Annotated in this window: 22 protein-coding genes and 1 riboswitch; of the genes, 9 read left to right on the forward strand and 13 right to left on the reverse strand. The window is 44.1% G+C overall.

All coding sequences use genetic code 11. From position 1 onward, the window contains the following. The first annotated feature begins 161 nt into the window (after positions 1-161). The 4 genes from CB4_RS17340 to CB4_RS17355 all read left to right on the forward strand — a co-directional run bounded on the left by CB4_RS17340 (position 162) and on the right by CB4_RS17355 (position 3,335). A complete protein-coding gene (locus CB4_RS17340) occupies positions 162-419 on the forward strand; it encodes a hypothetical protein (protein WP_096467009.1) in 258 nt (85 codons plus the stop codon). Next, positions 406-2,355 carry an insertion element protein gene (locus CB4_RS17345; protein ID WP_096467010.1) on the forward strand — a complete coding sequence of 650 codons (1,950 nt, stop codon included), beginning with the start codon at positions 406-408 and terminating at the stop codon, positions 2,353-2,355. Before CB4_RS17340 ends, CB4_RS17345 begins: the two co-directional genes overlap by 14 nt. Positions 2,356-2,480: 125 nt before the next feature. Further along, positions 2,481-2,780, forward strand: a complete 300-nt coding sequence (locus CB4_RS17350) for a hypothetical protein (RefSeq protein WP_096467011.1) — start codon at positions 2,481-2,483, stop codon at positions 2,778-2,780. 63 nt (positions 2,781-2,843) lie between these two features. Further along, positions 2,844-3,335, forward strand: a complete 492-nt coding sequence (locus CB4_RS17355) for a hypothetical protein (RefSeq protein WP_096467012.1) — start codon at positions 2,844-2,846, stop codon at positions 3,333-3,335. A 423-nt stretch (positions 3,336-3,758) separates the two neighbouring features. Here the strand turns inward: CB4_RS17355 and ytxJ are convergent, their stop codons facing one another. Beyond that, the gene (ytxJ, locus tag CB4_RS17360) at positions 3,759-4,079 is read right to left on the reverse strand and encodes a bacillithiol system redox-active protein YtxJ (protein ID WP_096467013.1); all 321 of its coding nucleotides are present in this window, start codon (positions 4,077-4,079) and stop codon (positions 3,759-3,761) included. A 307-nt stretch (positions 4,080-4,386) separates the two neighbouring features. On the opposite strand from ytxJ, the gene CB4_RS17365 reads away from it, so the two are divergent. Both CB4_RS17365 and CB4_RS17370 read left to right on the forward strand, forming a co-directional pair. Further along, positions 4,387-5,466, forward strand: a complete 1,080-nt coding sequence (locus tag CB4_RS17365) for an isocitrate/isopropylmalate family dehydrogenase (RefSeq protein ID WP_096467014.1) — start codon at positions 4,387-4,389, stop codon at positions 5,464-5,466. Between the two features lie 98 nt (positions 5,467-5,564). Then, complete coding sequence (locus tag CB4_RS17370) at positions 5,565-7,082, forward strand: hypothetical protein (protein WP_096467015.1); 1,518 nt, start codon at positions 5,565-5,567, stop codon at positions 7,080-7,082. A 32-nt stretch (positions 7,083-7,114) separates the two neighbouring features. On the opposite strand, the gene CB4_RS17375 is transcribed toward CB4_RS17370, so the two are convergent. Then, complete coding sequence (locus CB4_RS17375; protein WP_096467016.1) at positions 7,115-7,477, reverse strand: hypothetical protein; 363 nt, start codon at positions 7,475-7,477, stop codon at positions 7,115-7,117. Positions 7,478-7,556: 79 nt separating this feature from the next. After that, complete coding sequence (locus CB4_RS17380) at positions 7,557-7,763, reverse strand: hypothetical protein (RefSeq protein WP_231956059.1); 207 nt, start codon at positions 7,761-7,763, stop codon at positions 7,557-7,559. A 181-nt stretch (positions 7,764-7,944) separates the two neighbouring features. On the opposite strand from CB4_RS17380, the gene CB4_RS17385 reads away from it, so the two are divergent. After that, on the forward strand, positions 7,945-8,658 hold the full coding sequence (locus tag CB4_RS17385; protein WP_096467018.1) for a S1C family serine protease: 714 nt from the start codon (positions 7,945-7,947) through the stop codon (positions 8,656-8,658). A 2-nt stretch (positions 8,659-8,660) separates the two neighbouring features. Here the strand turns inward: CB4_RS17385 and CB4_RS17390 are convergent, their stop codons facing one another. The 8 genes from CB4_RS17390 to mgtA form a co-directional block, all read right to left on the reverse strand. Next, on the reverse strand, positions 8,661-10,244 hold the full coding sequence (locus CB4_RS17390; protein WP_096467019.1) for a peptide chain release factor 3: 1,584 nt from the start codon (positions 10,242-10,244) through the stop codon (positions 8,661-8,663). A 156-nt stretch (positions 10,245-10,400) separates the two neighbouring features. Continuing rightward, entirely contained in the window at positions 10,401-10,916 is a 516-nt protein-coding gene (locus CB4_RS17395; RefSeq protein WP_157738040.1) for a YhcN/YlaJ family sporulation lipoprotein, read from the reverse strand. A 13-nt stretch (positions 10,917-10,929) separates the two neighbouring features. Next, a complete protein-coding gene (locus tag CB4_RS17400; protein WP_096467021.1) occupies positions 10,930-11,361 on the reverse strand; it encodes a CBS domain-containing protein in 432 nt (143 codons plus the stop codon). A gap of 114 nt (positions 11,362-11,475) precedes the next feature. Next, the gene (gene rodA, locus CB4_RS17405; RefSeq protein WP_096467022.1) at positions 11,476-12,633 is read right to left on the reverse strand and encodes a rod shape-determining protein RodA; all 1,158 of its coding nucleotides are present in this window, start codon (positions 12,631-12,633) and stop codon (positions 11,476-11,478) included. A gap of 13 nt (positions 12,634-12,646) precedes the next feature. Next, on the reverse strand, positions 12,647-13,804 hold the full coding sequence (ftsW, locus tag CB4_RS17410) for a putative lipid II flippase FtsW (protein ID WP_096467023.1): 1,158 nt from the start codon (positions 13,802-13,804) through the stop codon (positions 12,647-12,649). 26 nt (positions 13,805-13,830) lie between these two features. After that, on the reverse strand, positions 13,831-14,604 hold the full coding sequence (locus CB4_RS17415; RefSeq protein WP_096467024.1) for a magnesium transporter: 774 nt from the start codon (positions 14,602-14,604) through the stop codon (positions 13,831-13,833). A 62-nt stretch (positions 14,605-14,666) separates the two neighbouring features. Next, a complete protein-coding gene (locus CB4_RS17420) occupies positions 14,667-15,371 on the reverse strand; it encodes an MgtC/SapB family protein (protein ID WP_096467025.1) in 705 nt (234 codons plus the stop codon). Positions 15,372-15,394: 23 nt separating this feature from the next. Next, a complete protein-coding gene (gene mgtA / locus CB4_RS17425; RefSeq protein ID WP_096467026.1) occupies positions 15,395-17,998 on the reverse strand; it encodes a magnesium-translocating P-type ATPase in 2,604 nt (867 codons plus the stop codon). Between the two features lie 336 nt (positions 17,999-18,334). Then, positions 18,335-18,511: riboswitch (M-box (ykoK) riboswitch) on the reverse strand. 274 nt (positions 18,512-18,785) lie between these two features. Between mgtA and CB4_RS17435 the strand changes: the two genes are divergently transcribed. After that, positions 18,786-20,333, forward strand: coding sequence for a DUF4127 family protein (locus CB4_RS17435; RefSeq protein WP_146226635.1), 1,548 nt, complete (start codon positions 18,786-18,788; stop codon positions 20,331-20,333). Between the two features lie 41 nt (positions 20,334-20,374). On the opposite strand, the gene CB4_RS17440 is transcribed toward CB4_RS17435, so the two are convergent. Next, positions 20,375-20,815 (reverse strand): hypothetical protein, encoded by a 441-nt coding sequence (locus CB4_RS17440; protein WP_096467028.1) that lies wholly within the window; start codon positions 20,813-20,815, stop codon positions 20,375-20,377. Continuing rightward, positions 20,808-21,041 carry a hypothetical protein gene (locus CB4_RS17445; protein ID WP_096467029.1) on the reverse strand — a complete coding sequence of 78 codons (234 nt, stop codon included), beginning with the start codon at positions 21,039-21,041 and terminating at the stop codon, positions 20,808-20,810. The genes CB4_RS17440 and CB4_RS17445 overlap by 8 nt, the downstream gene beginning before the upstream one ends. A gap of 240 nt (positions 21,042-21,281) precedes the next feature. Between CB4_RS17445 and CB4_RS17450 the strand changes: the two genes are divergently transcribed. After that, positions 21,282-21,521 (forward strand): spore coat associated protein CotJA, encoded by a 240-nt coding sequence (locus CB4_RS17450; RefSeq protein WP_220033136.1) that lies wholly within the window; start codon positions 21,282-21,284, stop codon positions 21,519-21,521.

The raw sequence follows: 21,521 nt of genomic DNA on the forward strand, positions 1-21,521 counted from the left end.
TTGATATCTTAACATTTTTATAAAATTGGCATCCAAATTGGCAGGGATATATATAGGGGTTGTAGAAGATGGAAATACTTTATGGAAAGGGATGATTCGTTGCCAAATGAATAGTCAATTTTAATGACACTTGTGATGTCAATTTGAACAAGGAGGTTGTCATGAAATTTATCGAACCAAAACCACGATTGGAACAAAAATCCACATGGCATGTATCGGAGCAAACAAAAGCGACGGTCAAATACTACGCCGAGTATACAGGCTATAGTGAAGATGAAGTGGTTGATCAATTCCTTTTGCAACTTCGGGATGACCCCAAGTTCCTAGAGTGGTTGCAAAGCAAACGACGCAACAAACGAGCCTTTTCCCAAATGTTTGCCGATGCCAAAACGGAGGGGGAACAGATTGGGGAAACTTAAACGACTCGCTACTAAAGAAGATGAAATCGTACACATCGAACTACCTGTATCTGATACAGAGAGAAATTCGAGGCAGACGGACTATCTCCTGCTAACACCCTTGCAATTTGCCAAGAAATATCGACATGCGCTATTTCAACCTGTAACCGTTCAATATAAGGAGCAATCTCACTCCATTCAGATGAATCGCTGTACCAATCCGTTTTGCAAATGGTTTGGGCAGGACCAAACTCGCTTTACGGAAGTCAAAGGAAAACCGTCCCGTTATAAATTGGGTGGGAGTATGAAACACCGAAGCCAGATGATTACCTGCAATCCTGATCCGATTCACCCAACAAGAGGAATGACATGGGATTGCGTGGCACAGCCATTTTCCAATTGGTCGATTGCCGAAGAAATTGCTCGTCTTGCTACTCTTGATCAAGTAAAAGACAGAACTCCTGACTATGTATTTCATCGAGACTCTTGCACTAAAATCATGACAACACCTTTTGATCAACCTAAAGATTTTTATAAACAAGGGAAAAGCAAAAGCAATTCACAGAAATGGCAGTGTAAAACGGGCAGGAAAATGACAAATGTGCTACCGACTACAAGAGAGAACTTTAGCTACCGACAAAAGAGAAATGAGATTCTTCCGCTATTCGCTGCTCTGTTGTTAAACCGAACGCCTGTAAAGCGAAGTTGTGAAATCCTAGGGATCGGTTCAGAAACGTATTACCAAAAATCGGAATGGCTGTATCGGAGATGTTTGGAGTTTTTGGAACGGTACGAGAAAAAAGCCTTTCAGTCAAAACGGTTCAAAAGTGTGTGGGTCAATACCGATAAATTGATTTACTATCTGAACAACGTACGGAAACGAGGGAAAGGCTCACATCGGTACGATAATGTTGAGGAAAAGCATTTTCCCACACACATTGTGATTAGCAGTGATGTGGATACCCGTTATGTATTTCGTTCTGATGTGGCATATGATTGGCAAGTTCGTCTCTCCGATATCGAAACCGATACCTTTTTGTACAAAGAAGATCATGTGAATCTGTTTGCCCGCAAAAACGCTCGACTACGATTCTCATACTGTCCGCAACCACCTTCTCCACACGATACGCAATCAACATTGGAATACGTTCAGGAGCTGAATGAATTTGAACGAAGAGATCAGTACATTGACGGGCTTCATGTAAACTCCACCTATACCACGATCGCACACTTTTGGCTCATGAAACAGATGATTCACACCAACGAATGGCGATTTGTTACCGACGAGGATTTCTCCATTATGACGGCGTTGTTTCGTGTATTTGCAAGAGAAGTAAGACGGGCAGATGCTCATCACTTCCTATGCAAAATTGATCGTACAAAGAGCCTAAAAGATGCGTTTACCGAGTATCAAGATACCATTCGTGATTTAGAAGTGTGGGGTGCGAGAAAAGGCTACAGCGGTTCTGTCCGAAAGTTGGCGTTTTTGTGGCTATCCGAATTTTTAAAGCATCACACCTTTCATGAAGAGGTAAACGTAGGCGGAAATGTCTATCGAAAAGAAGCATCCACGTTCATGGAACATCCGCTGCCTTCGATTGATCAGGGAGTTCGTCTTGTCGACTGCACAACGGATGTATCGTCCTTTGACATTGCTCACATTGCCAACATGATCTTAAAGGTCAATGACAAAGCGACGAGTTCCTTTATGCAACAGATTCGAAGAAGGCTATCCATTTTAGAACGACCGTTGGTGACCGCTCGAAAAGAAGGGAAAAGCTATATTTATTCCAACTTCAACCCGAAATACGCACAATATGCTGTCACGATTTTACGGACGTATTACAACTTCTGTATGACGTATAAAACGAGCGATGGGGAACGACTAACCCCTGCCCAACGAATCGGCATTACCCATAAGCGATTTACAATGAAAGACATTCTTTACTTTAAGTAACGGGCTTCTTGTGTTTAGAAGCTCGTTTTTTAGGTTTTTAACTTCTTCAACAAAATAAATGGTAATATTATCAAAAAGTCTTCGTTAAAGAATATCGTTTTATTAATTTATTTGGAGGTGAGGATTTGAAAAATATAAAATTTATTGCAATAATTCAATTATTATTTTTTTTATTACTTGGCTGTTCATTAAACCCAGATTATAGCGCAGTGGATAGACAAGGTGAAATTATTGAGGTTGATAAGGGAAAGGAAAGAATTTTAGTTGATGACAAGAAGAATGGACAAATTTGGGTTGATATTTCTAAATTGAGCGATAAAGATAAATTTCATAAGCCCTTAGAGGTTATTGTTTGGTTAGATGGAGATGTAATAGACGGTGAACCACAGGTGGGAATTGCCAAAAGAGTTGATGTTGTGAAATAAAGCGATTCAGGCGAAGGGTTCATTTTTTAAATCAGTAAAAAATTACTCAGGGGGAGTTTGAGCTTGAAGAAAAAAGGATGGATAATCGGAGGATTGATTTTTTTGTTACTTTCCGTGGGATTGTACAATGCGTATCAAAAATTTTGTACACCTTATGGAGCTTGGGAGATTAATTGGAAATTCAAAAGTCCCTCACCTTCCGAAATGAATGATGTAATCAACACCATAGGAGGATTTCCTGCTGAGGGAGAAACGTATACGATTTGTAAATACAGCGATTACAAGTTGAAAAAAATTTTGAAAACAAATAATTGGGCTAAAATGGACGATAAGTCTTATGACATGATTAAAAAGAAGGTAAATCATTTCCAAAACACTGTAAGTAGCATTCACATTGGACAAGAAGAAAAATTCAAAAAGATTTTTCTAAATAACCCTGTTACATTCACGAAAGACTCTCTTTACTTTCTTAAGTCAAACAGCGATGGGAGTTATTTTTTGTCTATTCTCAATCCAAATGAAAATAAAGTATATATTTTAGAGTGGGTTCAATAATACAAATTAAAAGGGTGGCAATCGCCACCCTTTTTCGATGAAAAAATGCTTCAAATTTACTGTCAGTAATCGAGCCAAAAAAGCCGTCAAACAGGAATTTCCAACTCTTAACTGAACCCGTTAGCCTGCGCCGCAGCTTCTTTTCATTTTTAACATCCTGATGATACCCACACTTTATAAAAGCTACGCCTGCCTGATTGATTTCGTCGGAGAGGAAGGGGGCGGGAGCAAGTGAGCATGTTCTTTTCCCTTAGGAGCGTCGGGGAACAGAGGGCGAATAGATCGGCAACTGTCTCCCGCATTGAGCTACCCAGATGTTTTGCCGATCCGCCCGGCGTGACCCGGAGCGGCCGTTGTGCTTCCCCGCAGAAAAGAACCAGCGAATGGCTCACGCCCCCTTCCTACTCCGCCACCCAAATCAACTCAGACAGCGTTCTTACTCAGGTTGTCCTGCGTAATATTCCAGTGCGACGTATGCCACGCCACTGTGCCATTCTTCACATACAACACCTGCGGCGATTCGTGCTTAATCCCAAAACGCTCAGCAATTTCATTCGATACCGGACGTGCGGTCTGTACAATCACCATAGCCCACGGCTTTGCCGCGCCGCTATCCGCATACTTCATAAACTCATCATGTGCCTGCGTACTAATCGGGCATGTAGTGCTGTGTTTAAACAAAATCGCTTCCGGATTCTCCTGTAAAAACTGATCGAGTTCTTGAATGTTTGTTACTTCTTTCATGTAGCAGTCTCCTCTCTTGAACCATTCTTATTTTCTTTACCCATATTACCCGTTTGTGCCCGCTTGGGAAATAGCTGAGTTGTTCTGCTGTGCAGTTTGCCTGGCTGTGACAAATTGAATTTTTTGTACCATTTTCTTATCCTTCGCTAGAAATATATGTGCTGTTTTTAGTGTGCCCAAACATTTTCTAATTTCTCGCTTTATATTTTTGTCAATATTAATTGAGCTATTTCACGAAATCGTGCATAATAAGAGTGCTGTGTGTCGTAGTTAACAAGTGGATGAGAAACAGAAGAGGTGACTAAATATGAAAAAAACAGTAGTCGTAATGCAAGGTGATCAAACAGGTCAGGAGCTTCTCGACGAAGCGCTCCGCGTTTTACAACCAGATGTAATTGGATTTGATATTGATTTCCAATCGTATGACCTTAGTCTTGAAAATCGTGTAAAAACAAACAATGAAATCGTACATGAAGCAGCTCGTGCAATGAAAGAATGCGGCTTTGGCTTAAAAGCAGCTACCATCACACCAGAAGAAAAAGGGTCAGTAGGTAGCCCGAACGCAATCCTGCGCCGTGAAATCGACGGTAAAGTTATCGTTCGGACAGGCCGTCGCATCCCTGGCATCCGCCCGGTAGCTGGCGCATATGCTCCAATCGCCGTAGTACGTATGGCAGTAGGCGATGCATACGGTGCGAAAGAATGGCGTGAAGGCGAAGGCATTGACGAGGTTGCATTCCGTACAGAAAAAATTGACCGTAAAACATGCCGTGCTGTGGCAGAATTCGCATTCCGTCACGCACAAAAAACAAATGCAAAAGTATTCGGTGGTCCGAAATACACCGTTAGCCCAGTATATGAAGGCATGCTGAAAGAAGAAATGGATGCAGTAAGCAAACGCTACCCGACTGTTCGTTATGAGCCACAACTCATCGATGCAACATATGCGCTGCTCCTCTCCTCAGCAGGAGATGCAATGGTAATCCCGGCACTGAACCGTGACGGCGACTGCTTAAGCGACATGGTTCTGCAAATGTTCGGCTCCATCGCAGGCGCTGAGTCTGTCTTGATGGGCTTCGATGATGAATTCAATACACAGGCTGTAATGGTGGAAGCACCGCACGGTACAGCTCCGGCTCTGTTTGGCAAAAACGTTGCCAACCCGATGGCTATGATCCTTGCGTGCGCATCTTTGCTCACATACTTCCATGACACGCAAGCGGCTACGGCATCTCGCGCGATCTACGAAGCGACCATTGAAGCTGTAAGCGAAGGCACGCGTACATCAGACCTTGGTGGAAGTTCAACAACAAGCGGCTTTACTGATGAAGTGATCAAAAAAGTTCGCACCAAACTTGATGTTTGGGCAACTATGCAAAGCTTCTAAAATTACTTATAAACGTCTAGATATACAACAGGCTGACCCATCCGTCATAAACGGATGGGTCTTCTCATGCATCGCACTTGTACGCATAAGGAGGAATCATGAGAAAAAAATGGAAAATCATGTGTTGGTTGCTCCTGCTTCTGGCTATGTTCGGAGCGATCCTGTTTTTCATTACGCGAACAGACGCATATCGTTTGTCTTACGATGTAACCGGAAATCCGCTTCCAGATTATCACTTCAATTTGAGTGGCTGGGTGGAACATGTAACCCCTGTTATCACAAGTAAAACATACAAAAATGCTGTTTATACCTATCATGATTATCGCCAGAATTCCCGTTTGTTCCGCCTGACAACGATCAAACTCGCCAATGGCGATGTGTTGTATTTCGCTCGGCACTATCAGGCGGCTGATGCTGGCACGGTAACTTTATCTGTAGTCGCTCATGAATCCGCCATTGAGAGCATACACACGTTTGTTCCGGGCAAGCCCGCTTCCTGGCTTGTCGGGCACAGCCTTCCCGCTTCCATTCAAAGCACCGTGTATGTAGACGGACCCCGTCTTTCCTATCGAATCGGCAGCGCAGAAGTGTACCGCCCTTTGACGCATACTGTGATCGAAGAGCAACCAGGTAGAGAAACCACGGTTGAAACAAGATCAAGTGCCAACCAGACCTATCACATCTCTCTCCCAGCAGATGCTCAAACATTCGCCACGACATGGGGGACTTTCTCCAGTGGACGTCTGCTAAATTGGGAGGATGAGGACGCTTTGGAGACATCACTTGAAATTGAGTTTGCAAACCAGCAGAAACTACACATGGATGGTTCCTACTCCATCATCCCAAACAATTATGAACCTGCCAGTCCAACAAGCTACTATCGCAACCCTGCCAATGGCGAGGGTCTGCGGGCTGTCAAATATGCAGATGACCGGAGAAAAGGAACGCTGTTTATGGACATAGCGACCCATCTGGCCTACTGTGCGGCAGCTTCCCAGAATGCGGATGGCTTCTGGCCAACCTATCCACGTTCTCAGTGGCTGTATCATGAGTATGGCATTGATTATATGTATATGGATAATCGGCGCAACGCGGACAATACTACCTTCCTGTTACGCTATCAACAAATGTTCCATGATCCTGTAATCGCACAATCTCTACGCCGTTTTGATGCCTATATCATTCCGTATGTCGATCGGTATAAGCGGCAGATCGCAGGACGAACTATCAGCTTTATTCCAGACTATATCGGATCTACTACGATCAAAGCTTCTCATACGTCATTGAATCATCTCACAGCCAATATGAACTATTTGCTTGAAGCATATTTGGCTGATGGAGACAACGTCAAAAAAGAAGCCGCTTTCACTCTTTTATCCGCACTTGATGTAACAAAGGTACGCTGGATTCGTCCGGATTCAAACTTTTACTATGCATTAACCCCAGCTCTAACTCCTTATTTCTCCGGGGAAGATTACTATAAGCTGACACGAGATGACCTCCTGGAATCACAAGCGCTGCTTACACGCATTACCGGGAAGCCAAGTAATACGATTACATACCTCATTACGCAAAAAGAAAAGTGGATGGAGGCCCATCCGGTAGAAACAAACTAAAAGAACCGCCCTGGACTGGGCGGTTCTTCACCTTACATTTGTAGCTCACGAAGTGCCTGCTCAATTTCTCCAAGCCATACCGAATCATGCAACGTGCTCACAAGCAGATACATATCGAGCCAGTCATCTGCTTGAAGGGTTGTCGTACGGCAACAGGCACGAAGCATCATTCGTGTGAATGGAGAATAATCTGCAAATGATATCGGCCCCTGCTCCCTGGGTACTTGAAGCAGAAACTTCTTCAACTCTTCCTTCACCTGTTCCACAAGCTCATGATGCTCACAGCACGAACATCGATAAACCGGAACATGCTCAATCTCCGTATGGTTCATATACACAATTTTACGCAAATGTACATGCATTAAATGGCCGCAGTGGCCACAGGCTTTCTCCATACTTGTTCCCCACCTCCCGCCGGACACTGTGTCAAATTCGCACTATCATCCTATTCGGGAAAAAAGGAGTTTAAACCTGCTAATATCGGGCGTTTACTTTCTGGCATACGGGACAAATGGCTACCCGCATTGCACTTCCACCTTCGTCTTCCACCGTATATCCAACCAGCCGATTGTCTGAATCGCAATACATGCATTCTGATAAGAACTCCATATCAAAATTCGCCTTCCAGGCAAACGGCTTAAAAATCTGGCCTGTCGAGATACCAAGCGGCATATCATTCATAGTAAAGCCCTCCTGATCCATTTCTTTCTTCTTTGCCTAGCATGGACCAAAAAAAAGGGCTTTATACGAATTCTGCAAATTATCTTTCATTTCACAATGTCCCTTTCGGCACATACACTGGTAAAGGGCCATTGCACACGACCCTACGTGTTTATTCCTACTTCAGGAAGGAGGAAGCAGATTGAAACGAAAAGTAACCCCGATTACGCGCACGGAGCGCCAGCCTTCCTATCTACACCCTGCCAATTATTTCGTTCCGATTGTCGAAAAGGCAACACCTGCTATCATCTCGATTACAACTGAAGATTATACGGTGAATCGGAAAATGTCAGAGATCCTGCATCAGTTTCTCTTCCCGAACTCGTCAGCTCCGGGCAAAGAGGTGCGCCGTAGCTTCGGCACCGGGTTCATCATTCATCCCAAAGGCTACATTCTCACCAGCGAGCATGTCATTCACAATGCCCGCACGATTCACGTCAAGCTAGCAAATGGCGACTCACGACTCGCCGAAGTAATCTGGAAAGATCAGGAACGCGATCTTGCTCTCATTCGGATCATGGCACGCGGTACTCTTCCCGTACTGCCACTTGGTTCATCCAAAGAGGTTCAGGTCGGGGAGCTCGTCATTTCCATCGGAAATCCGCTTGGGCTTGAAAACACCGTAACCACCGGCATCCTGAGCGCCAAAAATCGTCCCGTCCAGATTGCCGGGCGTAAGTATGAAGACATTATTCAGACAGACGCCGCCATTAATCCAGGTAACAGCGGCGGCCCACTAATTAACATGAACGGAGAGGCCATCGGCATGAACGCCTTTATCATCAAGGACAACCATGGGCTTGGATTCGCCATCGGCATCGACAGCATCAAACCGTTCATCCGCAAATATTTGTAGATTTATTCATACGATGTGCTGACGAATTCCACATCCGGGTTTTTCTCTTGCGCCCAGCGCTCAGCAAATTCATTCTCCAACAGTACCACAAGTCGTCCGGCCCGATCTTTTACGGTCAGACTTCCACCATACTGGATCAAATTCAGCTCATGCTCTTTCTTATCGCCCTTCACCCAGCGAGCAAGCGAATAGCCAAGCGGCTGAATTTCGACTTCGACCCCATACTCTGCACGCATCCGGTATTCAAACACTTCAAGCTGCAGCTGTCCGACAACGCCAAGAATCATATTCTCGGCACCCGGTGCAGCTGTTGTGAAATACTGGACAGCCCCCTCTTCACTCAACTGCTGCATCCCTTTATGGAATTGCTTGTATTTCATCGCGTCTTTAGCACGCACCCGAGCAAAAATCTCTGGTGAGAAGTGCGGAACACCCGCAAAACTATAGGCCTGATTTCCTTCTACAAGCGTATCCCCAATGCCGAATATGCCCGGATCGAATAAACCGATAATGTCGCCCGCATACGCGTCCTCAATAATATTGCGGTCCTGTGCTAAAAACTGCTGTGGCTGGGATAGCTTGATCTTCTTACCCGTACGCACATGCTGCACAGACATACCGCGCGTGAACGTGCCGGATACAATGCGCAGGAACGCAATCCGGTCCCGGTGTGCCGGATTCATATTAGCCTGGATTTTGAAAATAAAACCAGATAACTTCGATGATTCCGGTACCACTTGGCCTTTGTCACTCATACGCGGTGCCGGACCCGGTGCTAAACGCAAGAAATATTCAAGGAATGATTGCACCCCGAAGTTTGTCAACGCACTTCCAAAAAATACAGGTGTAAGCTTCCCACTGTTGATTTTTTCCTGATCAAACGGATCCCCTGCGATATCAAGCAGCTCCGCGTCTTCTTCTAGCTTCTCATACAGCGTATCTCCGATGCGGGCCCGTACTGCCGCTTCATCCGCATCTTCACTGAATACAGGCATAAAGCTGCGGCTATGTTCTGCTTCCCCCTTGCGGAACACTTCCACCTGCTGCTTCTCCCGGTCATATACACCCTGGAAGTCAACCCCGGAGCCAATTGGCCAGTTCATCGGACAGGAACGAATGCCGAGCACTTCCTCCAGGTCTTCAAGCAAAGCCAGTGGGTCCCTGGCATCACGATCCATTTTGTTGATAAATGTAAAAATCGGAATGCCGCGCATCCGACATACTTCAAACAGTTTGATCGTTTGTGGCTCAATCCCTTTAGCGGCGTCAATAAGCATGACCGCACTATCTGCTGCCGTGAGCGTACGATACGTATCTTCACTAAAATCCTGGTGACCCGGCGTATCAAGAATGTTGATAGCATAACCATTATAGTTAAACTGCATCACACTGGATGTAACGGAGATGCCCCGCTGCTTTTCAATTTCCATCCAGTCGGATGTGGCTGCTTTCGATTTGCGGCTTTTTACCATCCCCGCCGTATGAATGGCTCCTCCAAAATACAGCAGTTTCTCCGTCAATGTTGTTTTCCCGGCATCCGGGTGCGAGATAATCGCAAATGTTTTGCGTGGTTCATGGGTAGACATATATGGTAATCCTCCAGTTAACTCGTTCCTTGTTTCTGACACACTATTCTTTACTATACCATGTCATATGCAGGAACGAGAAGCGTTTCCCCTCATTATCCTTTTTTCTCCATAAGAAAAGAGCGAGTACATACCCCGCTCTTCTCCTGTTCGTATTTACCGGAATGGTGCCGTAACGGAATTGCCAATATCCCGAATGAGACTTGCAATATCGCTCCCAGCTGTCCGCATCTTGTTACCGACGCTTCCGTTTATATCTTGACTTATCATCCGGATACGAGTCGATAGCGTATGATCGGCTGTCACATGAATACGGTAGCCCGGTTCCGTCCGGCGCAGCGCTTCATGTACGCTTCGCTCCAGCATCTTCACATTGGATGCTTTTGCCCCTTCTACGCCAACGAGTACGTCCTCACCATGAACCACAGCTGTCGCCCGGGTCACTCCATCCACGTTAGCAGCCTGCTGGGCGATCCGTTTTGCAATTCGCTGCTCGTCTTCCCGGATCGCATTCGAGCGCGGTGCATAATTTTGCGATCCGTTCATGTGATACTCATTGCTACGATAGCTCTGCGTTTTTTGCGTATTCCCGTCTTGCTTGCCGCAGCCGACTACTCCGCCTGCAAGTGACAGAATAAGCAGTGCAGACAACACAGCTGTTCGCTTGTTCATTATGTGGCACCGATTAGCCTTGGCCTGGAGACGATTCAGAGATGTTAGCCAGTGCGTCGCCCGCTTCATTCTCATAAATATTCTGGACAGCCAGGTCGCCGAGTGCGACAATACCTGCTACTTGATTGTTGTCCATAACAGGCAAACGACGAATCTGGTGGCGCGCCATCATATCAGCTGCTTCATGAACGCTTGTATTTGCAGACGCGGTCAAAATGTTTTTAGTCATGATACTGTTGACTCTTGTATTACTGTCCATGTGTCCAGCTACCGCACGTACTGTAATGTCGCGGTCGGTAATCATCCCGACACACTGTCCATTCTCCACAACCGGCACAGCACCTACATTGTAGTCCTCCATAATCTTTGCAGCTTCCGCAATTGATTGATGTGGTTGAACAGTCGCAACATTTGTGGTCATAATATCCTGTAAACGTTGTGTCATTCAAGTCCCCTCCTGGTACGCTTGATATGGGATTCATTGCTTGCGAATCCTTTTATATATTGTGATAAAGCCGTCCAGCATATTCTGTACCATTGTGCCAAATCCTTCTAATAATTATTTATCAAGAAAATTAAATTCAAACTGGTGTATTTGTACACTTAAGACAAGACCGAGAGCTATCATATTAATTAAAAGTGAACTCCCGCCATAACTGATAAAAGGCAAAGAAATGCCAGTTAGAGGCATCATCCCGATATGCATGGCAATGTTTTCGAAAATCTGTAAAACGAGCATAGAAATAACACCAGCAATAATGTATACGCCAGACAATTCGGTGCAATGTAGGGCAATATTGACCATGCGATAAATCAGTAGAAAATAAAGAAAGAGGAGCACAACCGAACCGAGGAACCCAAATTCTTCGCCAATCACAACATAAATAGAATCGGAATATGCATAGGGAATAAAGCCACCTTGAACATACTTTCCTTCTGTAAATCCTTTGCCAAACAGTTCGCCCGAACCGATCGCCGTTTTGGAATTAAGAACATGCCAGCCCCGATCAGGATCACTCGCCGGATCTAAGAAGGTTTGAATACGGTGAAGTTGGTGCTCTTTCACAATTTTTGAGAAAAAATTAAAATTAACAAAGTATAAACTCGTAATTGCTGCAAGTGAGCCGATAAAGGTGGAACCCGCCAGGATAACATGTGTGAGCCGCACATTTCCTACCCAAAGCATACCGGCACTAATGCAAAGGAATACGAGAGATGTGCCTAGATCGGGCTGCTTTAATACTAGTAAAAAAGGAATAAACGTAATAATCCCAATCACTCCAACATCGCGAAACAATTCTAAATTTGCGCCATTTTTCTTTGCCAACACTTTGGCAAGAATGAGGATGAGGAATATTTTCAGGAGTTCTGAAGGTTGAAATTTCATAGCTCCAAAGCCTAACCATCTTTGTGATCCGTTAATGGAGTCTCCAAACAGCAAAACTAAAACTAAAAAAAGCAAGCCGATCCCATACAACGGATACGATAAATGATGAACGTACATCCGATAGTCAGTTAGAGAGAGGACTATCATTATAATAGAAAACACAAAAAACATACCTAAATTATGTATGTGTAAGCCAGCATAAGACGTGTCTTTCGTTGCGCTATAAATAGCAAACGTACTAATACACAAAAAAGCCAGCATAAGAGATAAAATAATAAAGTCAAGTTTTCTACATTTTTTCAAAGTCGATCTCAATTGTTCATTGCTCATTGATACACAACCTTTACTTTTTAGACACTCGGTTCTTCTCTATATTCACTATATTTTGGATATCTCGCTTATGCTTCTCGCGCGAAATGCTTAATATGATACCAATGCTCATCATGTTTATCAATAATGAAGAACCGCCATAGCTAATAAATGGTAGCGGTACACCGGTAATCGGAAGTAATCCTGTGACAGCCCCCATATTGATAAATGCTTTTATGGTAATCAGGCTGACGACTCCCACACCCATCAGCATAGCAAAAGGGTCCTGAACTTGTATCGTAATCAATAAAATTCGCCACAAAAAGAAGATGTAGATGAGCAGAAAAACAAAGACTCCGATAAATCCAAGCTCTTCTCCCATAATCGCAAAAATAAAATCGGTATGAGCTTCAGGCAAGTACAGGTACTTTTCAATACTTTTGCCGAATCCAGCTCCGGTAAAACCTCCATGTGCGAGAGCAAAATAGGAGTGAGCAAGCTGATATCCGTGTCCTAAACCGTCCATTTCATCTGCCCACGGATTCCCCATATTCTGTATTCGACTCCAGCGATATGGGGAGAGAACGACAAACAGAACGCCTATTATTGAAATCGGAATCCCGGCTAGAAGTAGATGCCTAAGATTTGCTCCACCTGCTACAATAACGGCCAGGGCTGTTATCATCAAAATCGAGGCTGAACCGAAGTCAGGCTGAAGCATGATCATCCCGCAAAAAGCCCCCGTGACCGCAATAACAGGAAAAAGCCCCTTTTTTATATCCTGGATGGTTTCCCCTTTTTTTGTAATGAGGGCAGACAAGTAAATAATTATGGCGAGATTAGCAAATTCAGTTGGTTGGAGAGACCCGAAGCCAATATTAATCCATCTACGGGCCCCGTTTTGCACCATACCAATGCCTGGAATCAGGACGACAACGAGCAAAATGAAAACACCTAAAGCAATTTTTACAAAGTGTTTCTTATAGAAAGTATAGGGGATATTCATCATAACGAGCATACACAGTAAGCCGATAATTCCCCATGTGAGCTGCTTTTTCATAAAATAAGTGGCAGTGCCGAACTTAGTAAGAGAAGCAATAGAACTTGCGCTGTAAATCATAACCATTCCAAATCCTACAAGGAGAAGAGTAAGAAAAAGGATTAGGAAATCAGGTCGGCCTCGTGTTTTCATGTCTTCCTCCGAATAAATCGTTTATATTACAGGTATGAAAGAATATCATCAAACGTTATAATACCAACAAGTTGTTCCCCTGCCACGACAACGGGAACCGCCAACAAACCGTATTTTTTAACGATTCGAGCAACTTCTTGTTTATTCGTATCGACCGAAACGGTAATAACATGGGAACTCATAATGTTTTGTACTTGTTGGTCACCTTTCGCTACAATCAGATCGCGAAGGGATACAACACCAACCAACTGCTGTTGTTCATCGGTAACATAAAGGTAGTAGATTGTTTCCGGCTCTTCTCCTTCGCGCCGCAAATAATCGAAAACATCAGACACCCGATCCGAAACGGAAATACTGACAAACTCAGTCGTCATTAATGATCCGGCTGACTCTACCTGATACGATAAAAGCTGTTTAATATCTTCGGCAGTTTCTTTTTCTAGTCGATTGAGAAAGAAATCAACTTGCTTAGGCGATAGCAAGCCTAAAAAATCAGCTGCATCATCCGAAGACATGTGATCGATCATTTCCAATGTGTAAAGCTTATCTAGCTCTACGAAACATTGGTTTTGTTTCGCAGGTTCAAGCTCTTTGAAAATTTCTCCGAACTCTGTTGGAGTTAAGAATCGATAGATGGTTTTCCGCTTTGTTTCATCTAATTCGATAAAAAACTCCATTTGATCGGTTGGATGAAGCTCCAAAAAATCCTGGCGAAAAAGCTCCTTTTGCTGTCCTTTTAAGGCTTGTAACATATAGTACGTATATTCTTCACGAAATTTATACTCACGTAATTTCATCATAGGATATGTCCCTCCTTTTTCGTAGTTCCTCTAAAAAGGGGATTGTATAATGACGACTATCTTTATAAGTGCTCTACTTCGACAGTAAGCACATAGTCAATCTTTTTAATGTAATAGTAAATTTCTGTTGTATATTGGTTTTCAGGTGCTGAGATGATCAGTTCGATGAGTTGGCAACCATTTTCTACATCTTTCAGCCTCATATGACGGATTTTATGGTCCTCTTGCTTGCTATCTTCTACGTGATTTTTACGCTCGATTGTTTTGATTAATTCAGTCATCCGATAGTTTGGCTCTACCACAATTTTTACGTGTACATCTCGTCTACTAAGCTTGTTTGGACCGATGAATTTGATTAAAGACGGTACGACATTGACTGCGATTATAAGCAGAGTCACAGCACAAATCGCTTCAACGTAAAAACCTGCTCCAACTGCGATGCCAAGACCGGATGAGGCCCATATTAAGGAAGCGGACGTTAAGCCGGAAATGACATCGTTTTTTCTCCGTAAAATCACACCTCCCCCTATGAATCCGACCCCGCTGATAATTTGGGCAGCGAGTCTCATCGGGTCCATATTTGGGTGGGTGGGACCTGCAAATTTTGAAAATGCCTCTATGGAAATAATTGTGATTAAACAACTGGCGATACAGATGACCATACTTGGCTTTAAGCCGAGCGGTTTTTGCTTAATTTGTCGGTCAATGCCAATACATAATCCAAACAATAAGGCAAGACATAATTTTAGAATCATTTCCCATGTCATCTGTATCACCTGTTTCTAGTATTTTATAACCATTCGTTAAACTTACGAATATACCATTTTTTGATTACTTGTGTCAGAACACAATAGCCGAGTAGAATGGCGGCTAACCACGGGAAGTAGTCGAGCGGCAGTGGTTGTAATCCAATGCTTGCACCAAACACCGAGAATGGAATGTAAATGCCGGCCATCATTATGACACTGGTAAGCAGAAGTACCGGTAAGCTTGCTCGACTTTGGATAAACGGGATTTTCTCGGTACGAATCATATGCACAATTAATGTTTGTGACAATAGCCCTTCGATAAACCAGCCGGATTGGAATAAAGACTGCTCAGCTGTCGTTTGAGCGGCAAATACGAAATACATCAAAAAGTATGTCGCATAATCGAAAATGGAACTGATGGGTCCGATAAAAATCATGAATCTACCAACGGACTTTGCATCCCATTTTCTTGGTTTCTTCAAAAACTCCCGATCCATGTTGTCCCACGGAATCGACAGCTGTGAAATATCATAAAACAGATTTTGAATGAGCAGATGAATCGGCAGCATCGGCAGGAATGGTAAAAACGCACTCGATCCCAATACGCTGAACACGTTACCGAAGTTAGAACTTGCAGTCATTTTAATATATTTTATGATATTTCCGAATGTTCTGCGCCCTTCGATCACGCCTTGCTCTAACACCAGCAAGCTTTTTTCTAACAAAATAATATCTGCTGATTCTTTGGCGATATCCACCGCGGTATCGACGGAAATGCCAATATCCGCATCGCGGAGAGACGCGGCATCATTAATTCCGTCTCCCATAAAACCGACCGTATGTCCCTTGCTTTGGAGCGCTCGCACAATACGAGATTTTTGCAATGGATTCAATTTAGCAAATACAGTCGTTTTTTCCGCTAAATCCGCTACTTGTTCGTCAGAAAGGTTATCGATCTCGCTTCCGAGTACAATTTTACCTGTCGTTAAGCCAACCTCTTTACAAACCTTACGGGTTACGGCTTCATTATCACCTGTCAGCACTTTAACAGCTACACCATTTTCCTCTAGTGTTTTAATCGCTGCGGCAGCACTATCCTTCGGCGGATCTAGGAACCCGATGTATCCGGCCAGAATCATATCACTTTCGTCTTTTATGCTGTACGGTTCATCTTTCGGATCGGTGTTCTTAATCGCCACGGCGACGACACGTAACCCATCGGTATTTAAATCATGGACAATGGTTTGGATCTCCTGTGTTAATTGCGGGGTAACAGGCACGATGTTCCCATTATCAGATACATGCGTACAAATACTCAAGATTTCTTCCATTGCCCCTTTACAAATGAGAAGGTGTCCGTTCCCCTTCTTCTCTAGAACAACTGACATTCGACGGCGATTAAAATCAAATGGAATTTCATCAATTTTTGTGTAGTTTTTCTCTACGCCCAACACATCCGTTAACTCAGCATGCTCCAACACGGCGACGTCGAGCAGATTTTTTAATCCAGTTTGGTGATAGCTGTTCAAATAGGCGTATTCTAAAACGTCCTCATCTTCATTTCCATGAATATCAAGATGTTTTTCGAGAATGATTTTATCCTGTGTCAGCGTTCCGGTTTTATCTGTACATAAAATGTCCATTGCGCCAAAGTTTTGAATCGCATTGAGTTTTTTTACGACTACTTTGTTATTTGCCATCGTAACGGCGCCTTTGGCTAAATTGGCGGTCACAATTACCGGTAGCATTTCTGGCGTTAAGCCAACTGCAACAGATAGACCGAAGAACAAAGCTTCCCACCAATCGCCTTTCGTAAAGCCATTGATGAAGAAAATAATTGGGACCATAATCATCATGAAGCGAATGAGAACAAAGGTGACACTGTTTACACCTTTATCAAAACTTGTCAATGGGCGCTTGCCGATCAGTGTTTTGGCCATTGAACCAAAATAAGTGGACGCTCCGGTCGCAATGACAACTGCCGTGGCTGAACCGCTGATCACGTTCGTTCCCATGTAGCAGATATTTGCCAGTTCTAATGCATTAGCTGCCGATTTTTTGTCTCCCGATGGTAGCACATCCTGTTTTTCTACGGGCAGTGCTTCTCCTGTCAGGGCAGATTCACTGACGAAAAGGTCTTTGGACGTAATCAAGCGTACATCCGCTGGAACTAAGTCCCCTGCTGATAAATGGATGATATCTCCCGGTACTAATTGTTCCATGTCAATCTCTTTAGCGGTAGATTGGCGGATGACCGACGATGTTGTTTTGACCATTGCTTTCAGCTTTTCGGCAGTTTGCATGGAACGATACTCTTGCGTAAAGCTGATGAGTACGCTAATGGAAACCATTGTGCTGCTGATGATGACCGCTTCTGTGTCATCAGTAAAAAATGAGAATACAGCTAGACCGAGCAAAATTAGAATAAAAGGATTACGAAAGCAAGAAAGAAGCTGGATGTACCAGGCAGGTGGTCTTTCATGAGCAATCTGATTTCGTCCAACATGTTCTAATCTTCTTTTTGCTTCTGATTCCGATAATCCTTTAGATGAAGTCGATAGGTTCTCTAGTACGTACTCCGATGGACATGAAGCAGCTTCGATCAGACGATCTACAATCTCATGGTTTACTGCTTGGTTGTTCACGCTTGGCTCACTCCTTCGTGCGAAAAATGGACACAAAAAGACCCTCTCTGTACTAGGAGAGGGTCAGGTTTTGTAACTTTATGTTCCACACGCTTGCACGTCAAATAAACACACTTAAATACACCCACTCAACCGATGAGAATGGACGGGAATTAAAGCATGAAAAACGCGTAACAGCGTAGGGAACATGACTCTTCCTCGTTACAGGATATTGCGATAAATTTTTGTTTTTCCTCCTACTATGGCCGTCTTCCATGTGGGTGTTTCCCTCCTTTTCACAAATAAAAAACCCTCTAGATATACTAGAGGGCTGAATGAATGCATACGAAAAAACATTCCGGCTCCCCCTAGTCGAGTTTTGGCACTATACAACGTAAAGAGAAAACAAACGATCTCTTAGCCACCTTAAGAAAAGCCTTAATCCGACAATTCCTGTTCTACCCATGGGCATCTTTCGATATTTCTGGGCAGTGGCCTATGTTTGTATAGGAGCCTCACCTAACGAGGACTTATTTAATACAGGGATATCGTAATTCCAATTTGATAATTTGTCAATAGTTTATTTTCAAAAACGGTAAAAGTGTCCTCATCAAAGAGCCAAAGGCCGCCTCTTCACTTTAAAAAAGGCTCATCTATACCCTAGATGGATCATGAACATACACGATTGGCTAGGCTTTCAGAGGAACACATACCGGACCTAGCATAAGGTTTCACATATACGAATCCTTTTATATAATGATAAATATAGATCATATATAATGGATTTCTGTAGAAATGGAGGGGTGCTGTGAGATATTTGAGGTGGATTTTACTTTTTATTACCATGCTGAGTGCTTTTCCGCATGCAGCCATAGGACAGACGCAAGAAAAAGAATCAGCCCTGCATCATAAAAAAATTGTCCTCATTCCGCTCGACAGCCGTCCGGTGAATACAAGCTATGTCACACTGCTCGGGCGCATTGGCCAAGCAGAAGTAATCTTGCCTACGACCGGCCTGGACCAGTGGGAGAAACCTGCGGATTACAGCAAGCTAAAGCAGTTCCTTCAAGAACAAATAGGGTCTGCAGATGCTGTTTTTATCGCGATTCCCGGCTGGGTGAACGGTGGGCTTCTGCACGGACGGTATACAGCAACGTACACCGAACAGGCAAAACGCCTGGCTGAACTCAAGACTATACTGCTTCCGTACCGAAATAAGTCCATCTATTTGATCGGCGTTATTCCACGGGAAAAACCGGCAGCCGGTTCTCCTGCGGAAGCCTATACATTTGAGCTGACACAATTCGGTCGTCGATACGCGCAGTATATACAGTCAGAAAAACCGGAAAATCGTCGCTATCATATGTATTTCCTGCGCAAGATACAGCAGGAGACTCCACCCAAGCACTTGCTTGGCTATACCCGCCTGTTTCAGGAGAACCTACAAGGACTCTATACGATCGCAGACTGGGCGCGTGATGGCATTGTGGATGGAGTTCTCATCGGCACCGATGATACGAGCACACTAAGTTTGCCAAAGGTAAATGAACTGTGTATTCGAGAATACTGTCGGCGCGAAAAGCTTTCCAATGTATATATTATGAATGGCGCAGATGAATTAACCTCGCTTCTGCTAGCCCGCTACAAAAACGAACTGGACGGCACACCATCGCACTATACACTCACCTATTCACATCATGCCGCCAGAGATAAAGCGCTCACATATGATGGTGTACCGCTGGCAGAAATGATCGCATCCAAAATCGCTTTTATTCAACCGAGTCATCCGCGCCATCCCGAGCAGCGTCTCAGTGTATACATTCATTCCGGTGAAGAAGAACTCGAGACTGTAGCTGACTGGTCGCGCCAAAATGCAGGCACCATTCGGGGGCTGGCTGATGTGTCTTACCCGGAGTTCCCGGATACCGACTTTATGGAAGCATACACAAGACAGAAGCTATCTGGACAGTTTGAAAGCTATGCATCCTGGAATACCGGCGGGAATACAATCGGACTTCTGCTGGCTCATATGGAAATGATCCGGGGAGAACCCGTCTGGAATGCAGCCCATGAAGAGTGGATGGCCCTGCGCTATGCAGAAGATTACTACTACAATGCAGTGAAGCGCCCGCAGTATGTGCACCGTTATGATCAAGCTCACAAGCTTGAACCTGAGGAAGAAGCAATCGCTACCTCACCGATACAGGCCGAAGCGAATCATCTTCTCTCCTCTCTCTCTTATGTAACTCGAACACAGACAGGGATACAGCAGGCTCCGATCCGTTTCCGTGTAGAGAAAGCAACCCTGCCATGGAACCGGATTTTTGAGATCTCCTACACGCTAAAACGAGAGTAACAAAAAAATAAGGAGGAGCGGGCTTTTAGCCTGCTTCCTCCTTATTTTTTATTTTTATGCGCCAGCAGGGCAGCAATTTCTTTAATCGTCATGTCACTGTTTACTTCATACGAGCCGGATCGTACAGAGCCCATCCAGCTCATGTCATTTAAATATTTCACCAAATACTTCTTATTCTCAATGATTTTGTTTTCCTCAAGCTTAGCCGCTGCATCTTCCGGGCTCATGCCTTTACCGATGACCAGCGTCATATTATATGTTGGCTTCGCCATTGGTGCAGACGTTCCCGCCTGTGTTTCTGGCATATCAATTTTCTTAATAGCCGTTGGCGCAGACGCTGTCTGTTCACTCGTACTGTCTGCTTTTGCCTCTGGTGCATTCGATGCCGTACCGTAATAAGTAAGCGACAATACGCCCGTAGCAACAAGCACACCCGCTGCGAATCCCCGGATTGTATTTTTGGAAATGGCGATCTTACGCACCTTCTTTTTGCTCCTTCAGTCCTTCTTTAGGGCGGCGTGTTTCATTTGCTTTACGGCCTGCCTGTGGTTTCATACTTTTTTGCACTTGGTGAATTTCTTGCAAGATTTGAATCGACAAGTTTTCCATTTTCACTTCCAACTGCGATACCTGATCCTTTTCTTTATAGAACGAATAGACGAGAAGGCCAATGCTTACAAGAAGCAAGGCAATAATTGCATATTCCATGTTCCAATTCCTCCTTTAAATATGTACACAGCTACTACTTCACGTTCGTTTCTTCTGCCTTTTCATTTATACCATACTGATATAAAAATTCAAGCAAGCAAATCGACAGAAATCTAGCTTATACAGCAAGGAAGTACGCGAAAATTGCCGAAAAACAGCGACTAGCCTACCTCACAAAAAAAAGTACTAAGACATGCATTTATTCTGTACATATAGGAATGATTGAATAGACGAAAGGAGATGGATGACGTGCATACGTTTCGTAAGACGTATACCGTATATACCAGCCCGCATAACCCTTGTCCTCCTATGAAAGTCCGAACATATGAAACACCGCCTCAACTGTACATGACATTTCAACCACCGGGACTACCCCAATTTCCTCCGGCTGAAGCTTTTCGCCATGGTACATTATGGCCGTCTCTTTTTGCACCGTATGAAAGCCCGTATAAGTCTGGTAAACGGGAGGAGGCCGACTAA

Origin of the sequence: Aneurinibacillus soli (assembly GCF_002355375.1) — a bacterium.
GTDB lineage: Bacteria > Bacillota > Bacilli > Aneurinibacillales > Aneurinibacillaceae > Aneurinibacillus > Aneurinibacillus soli.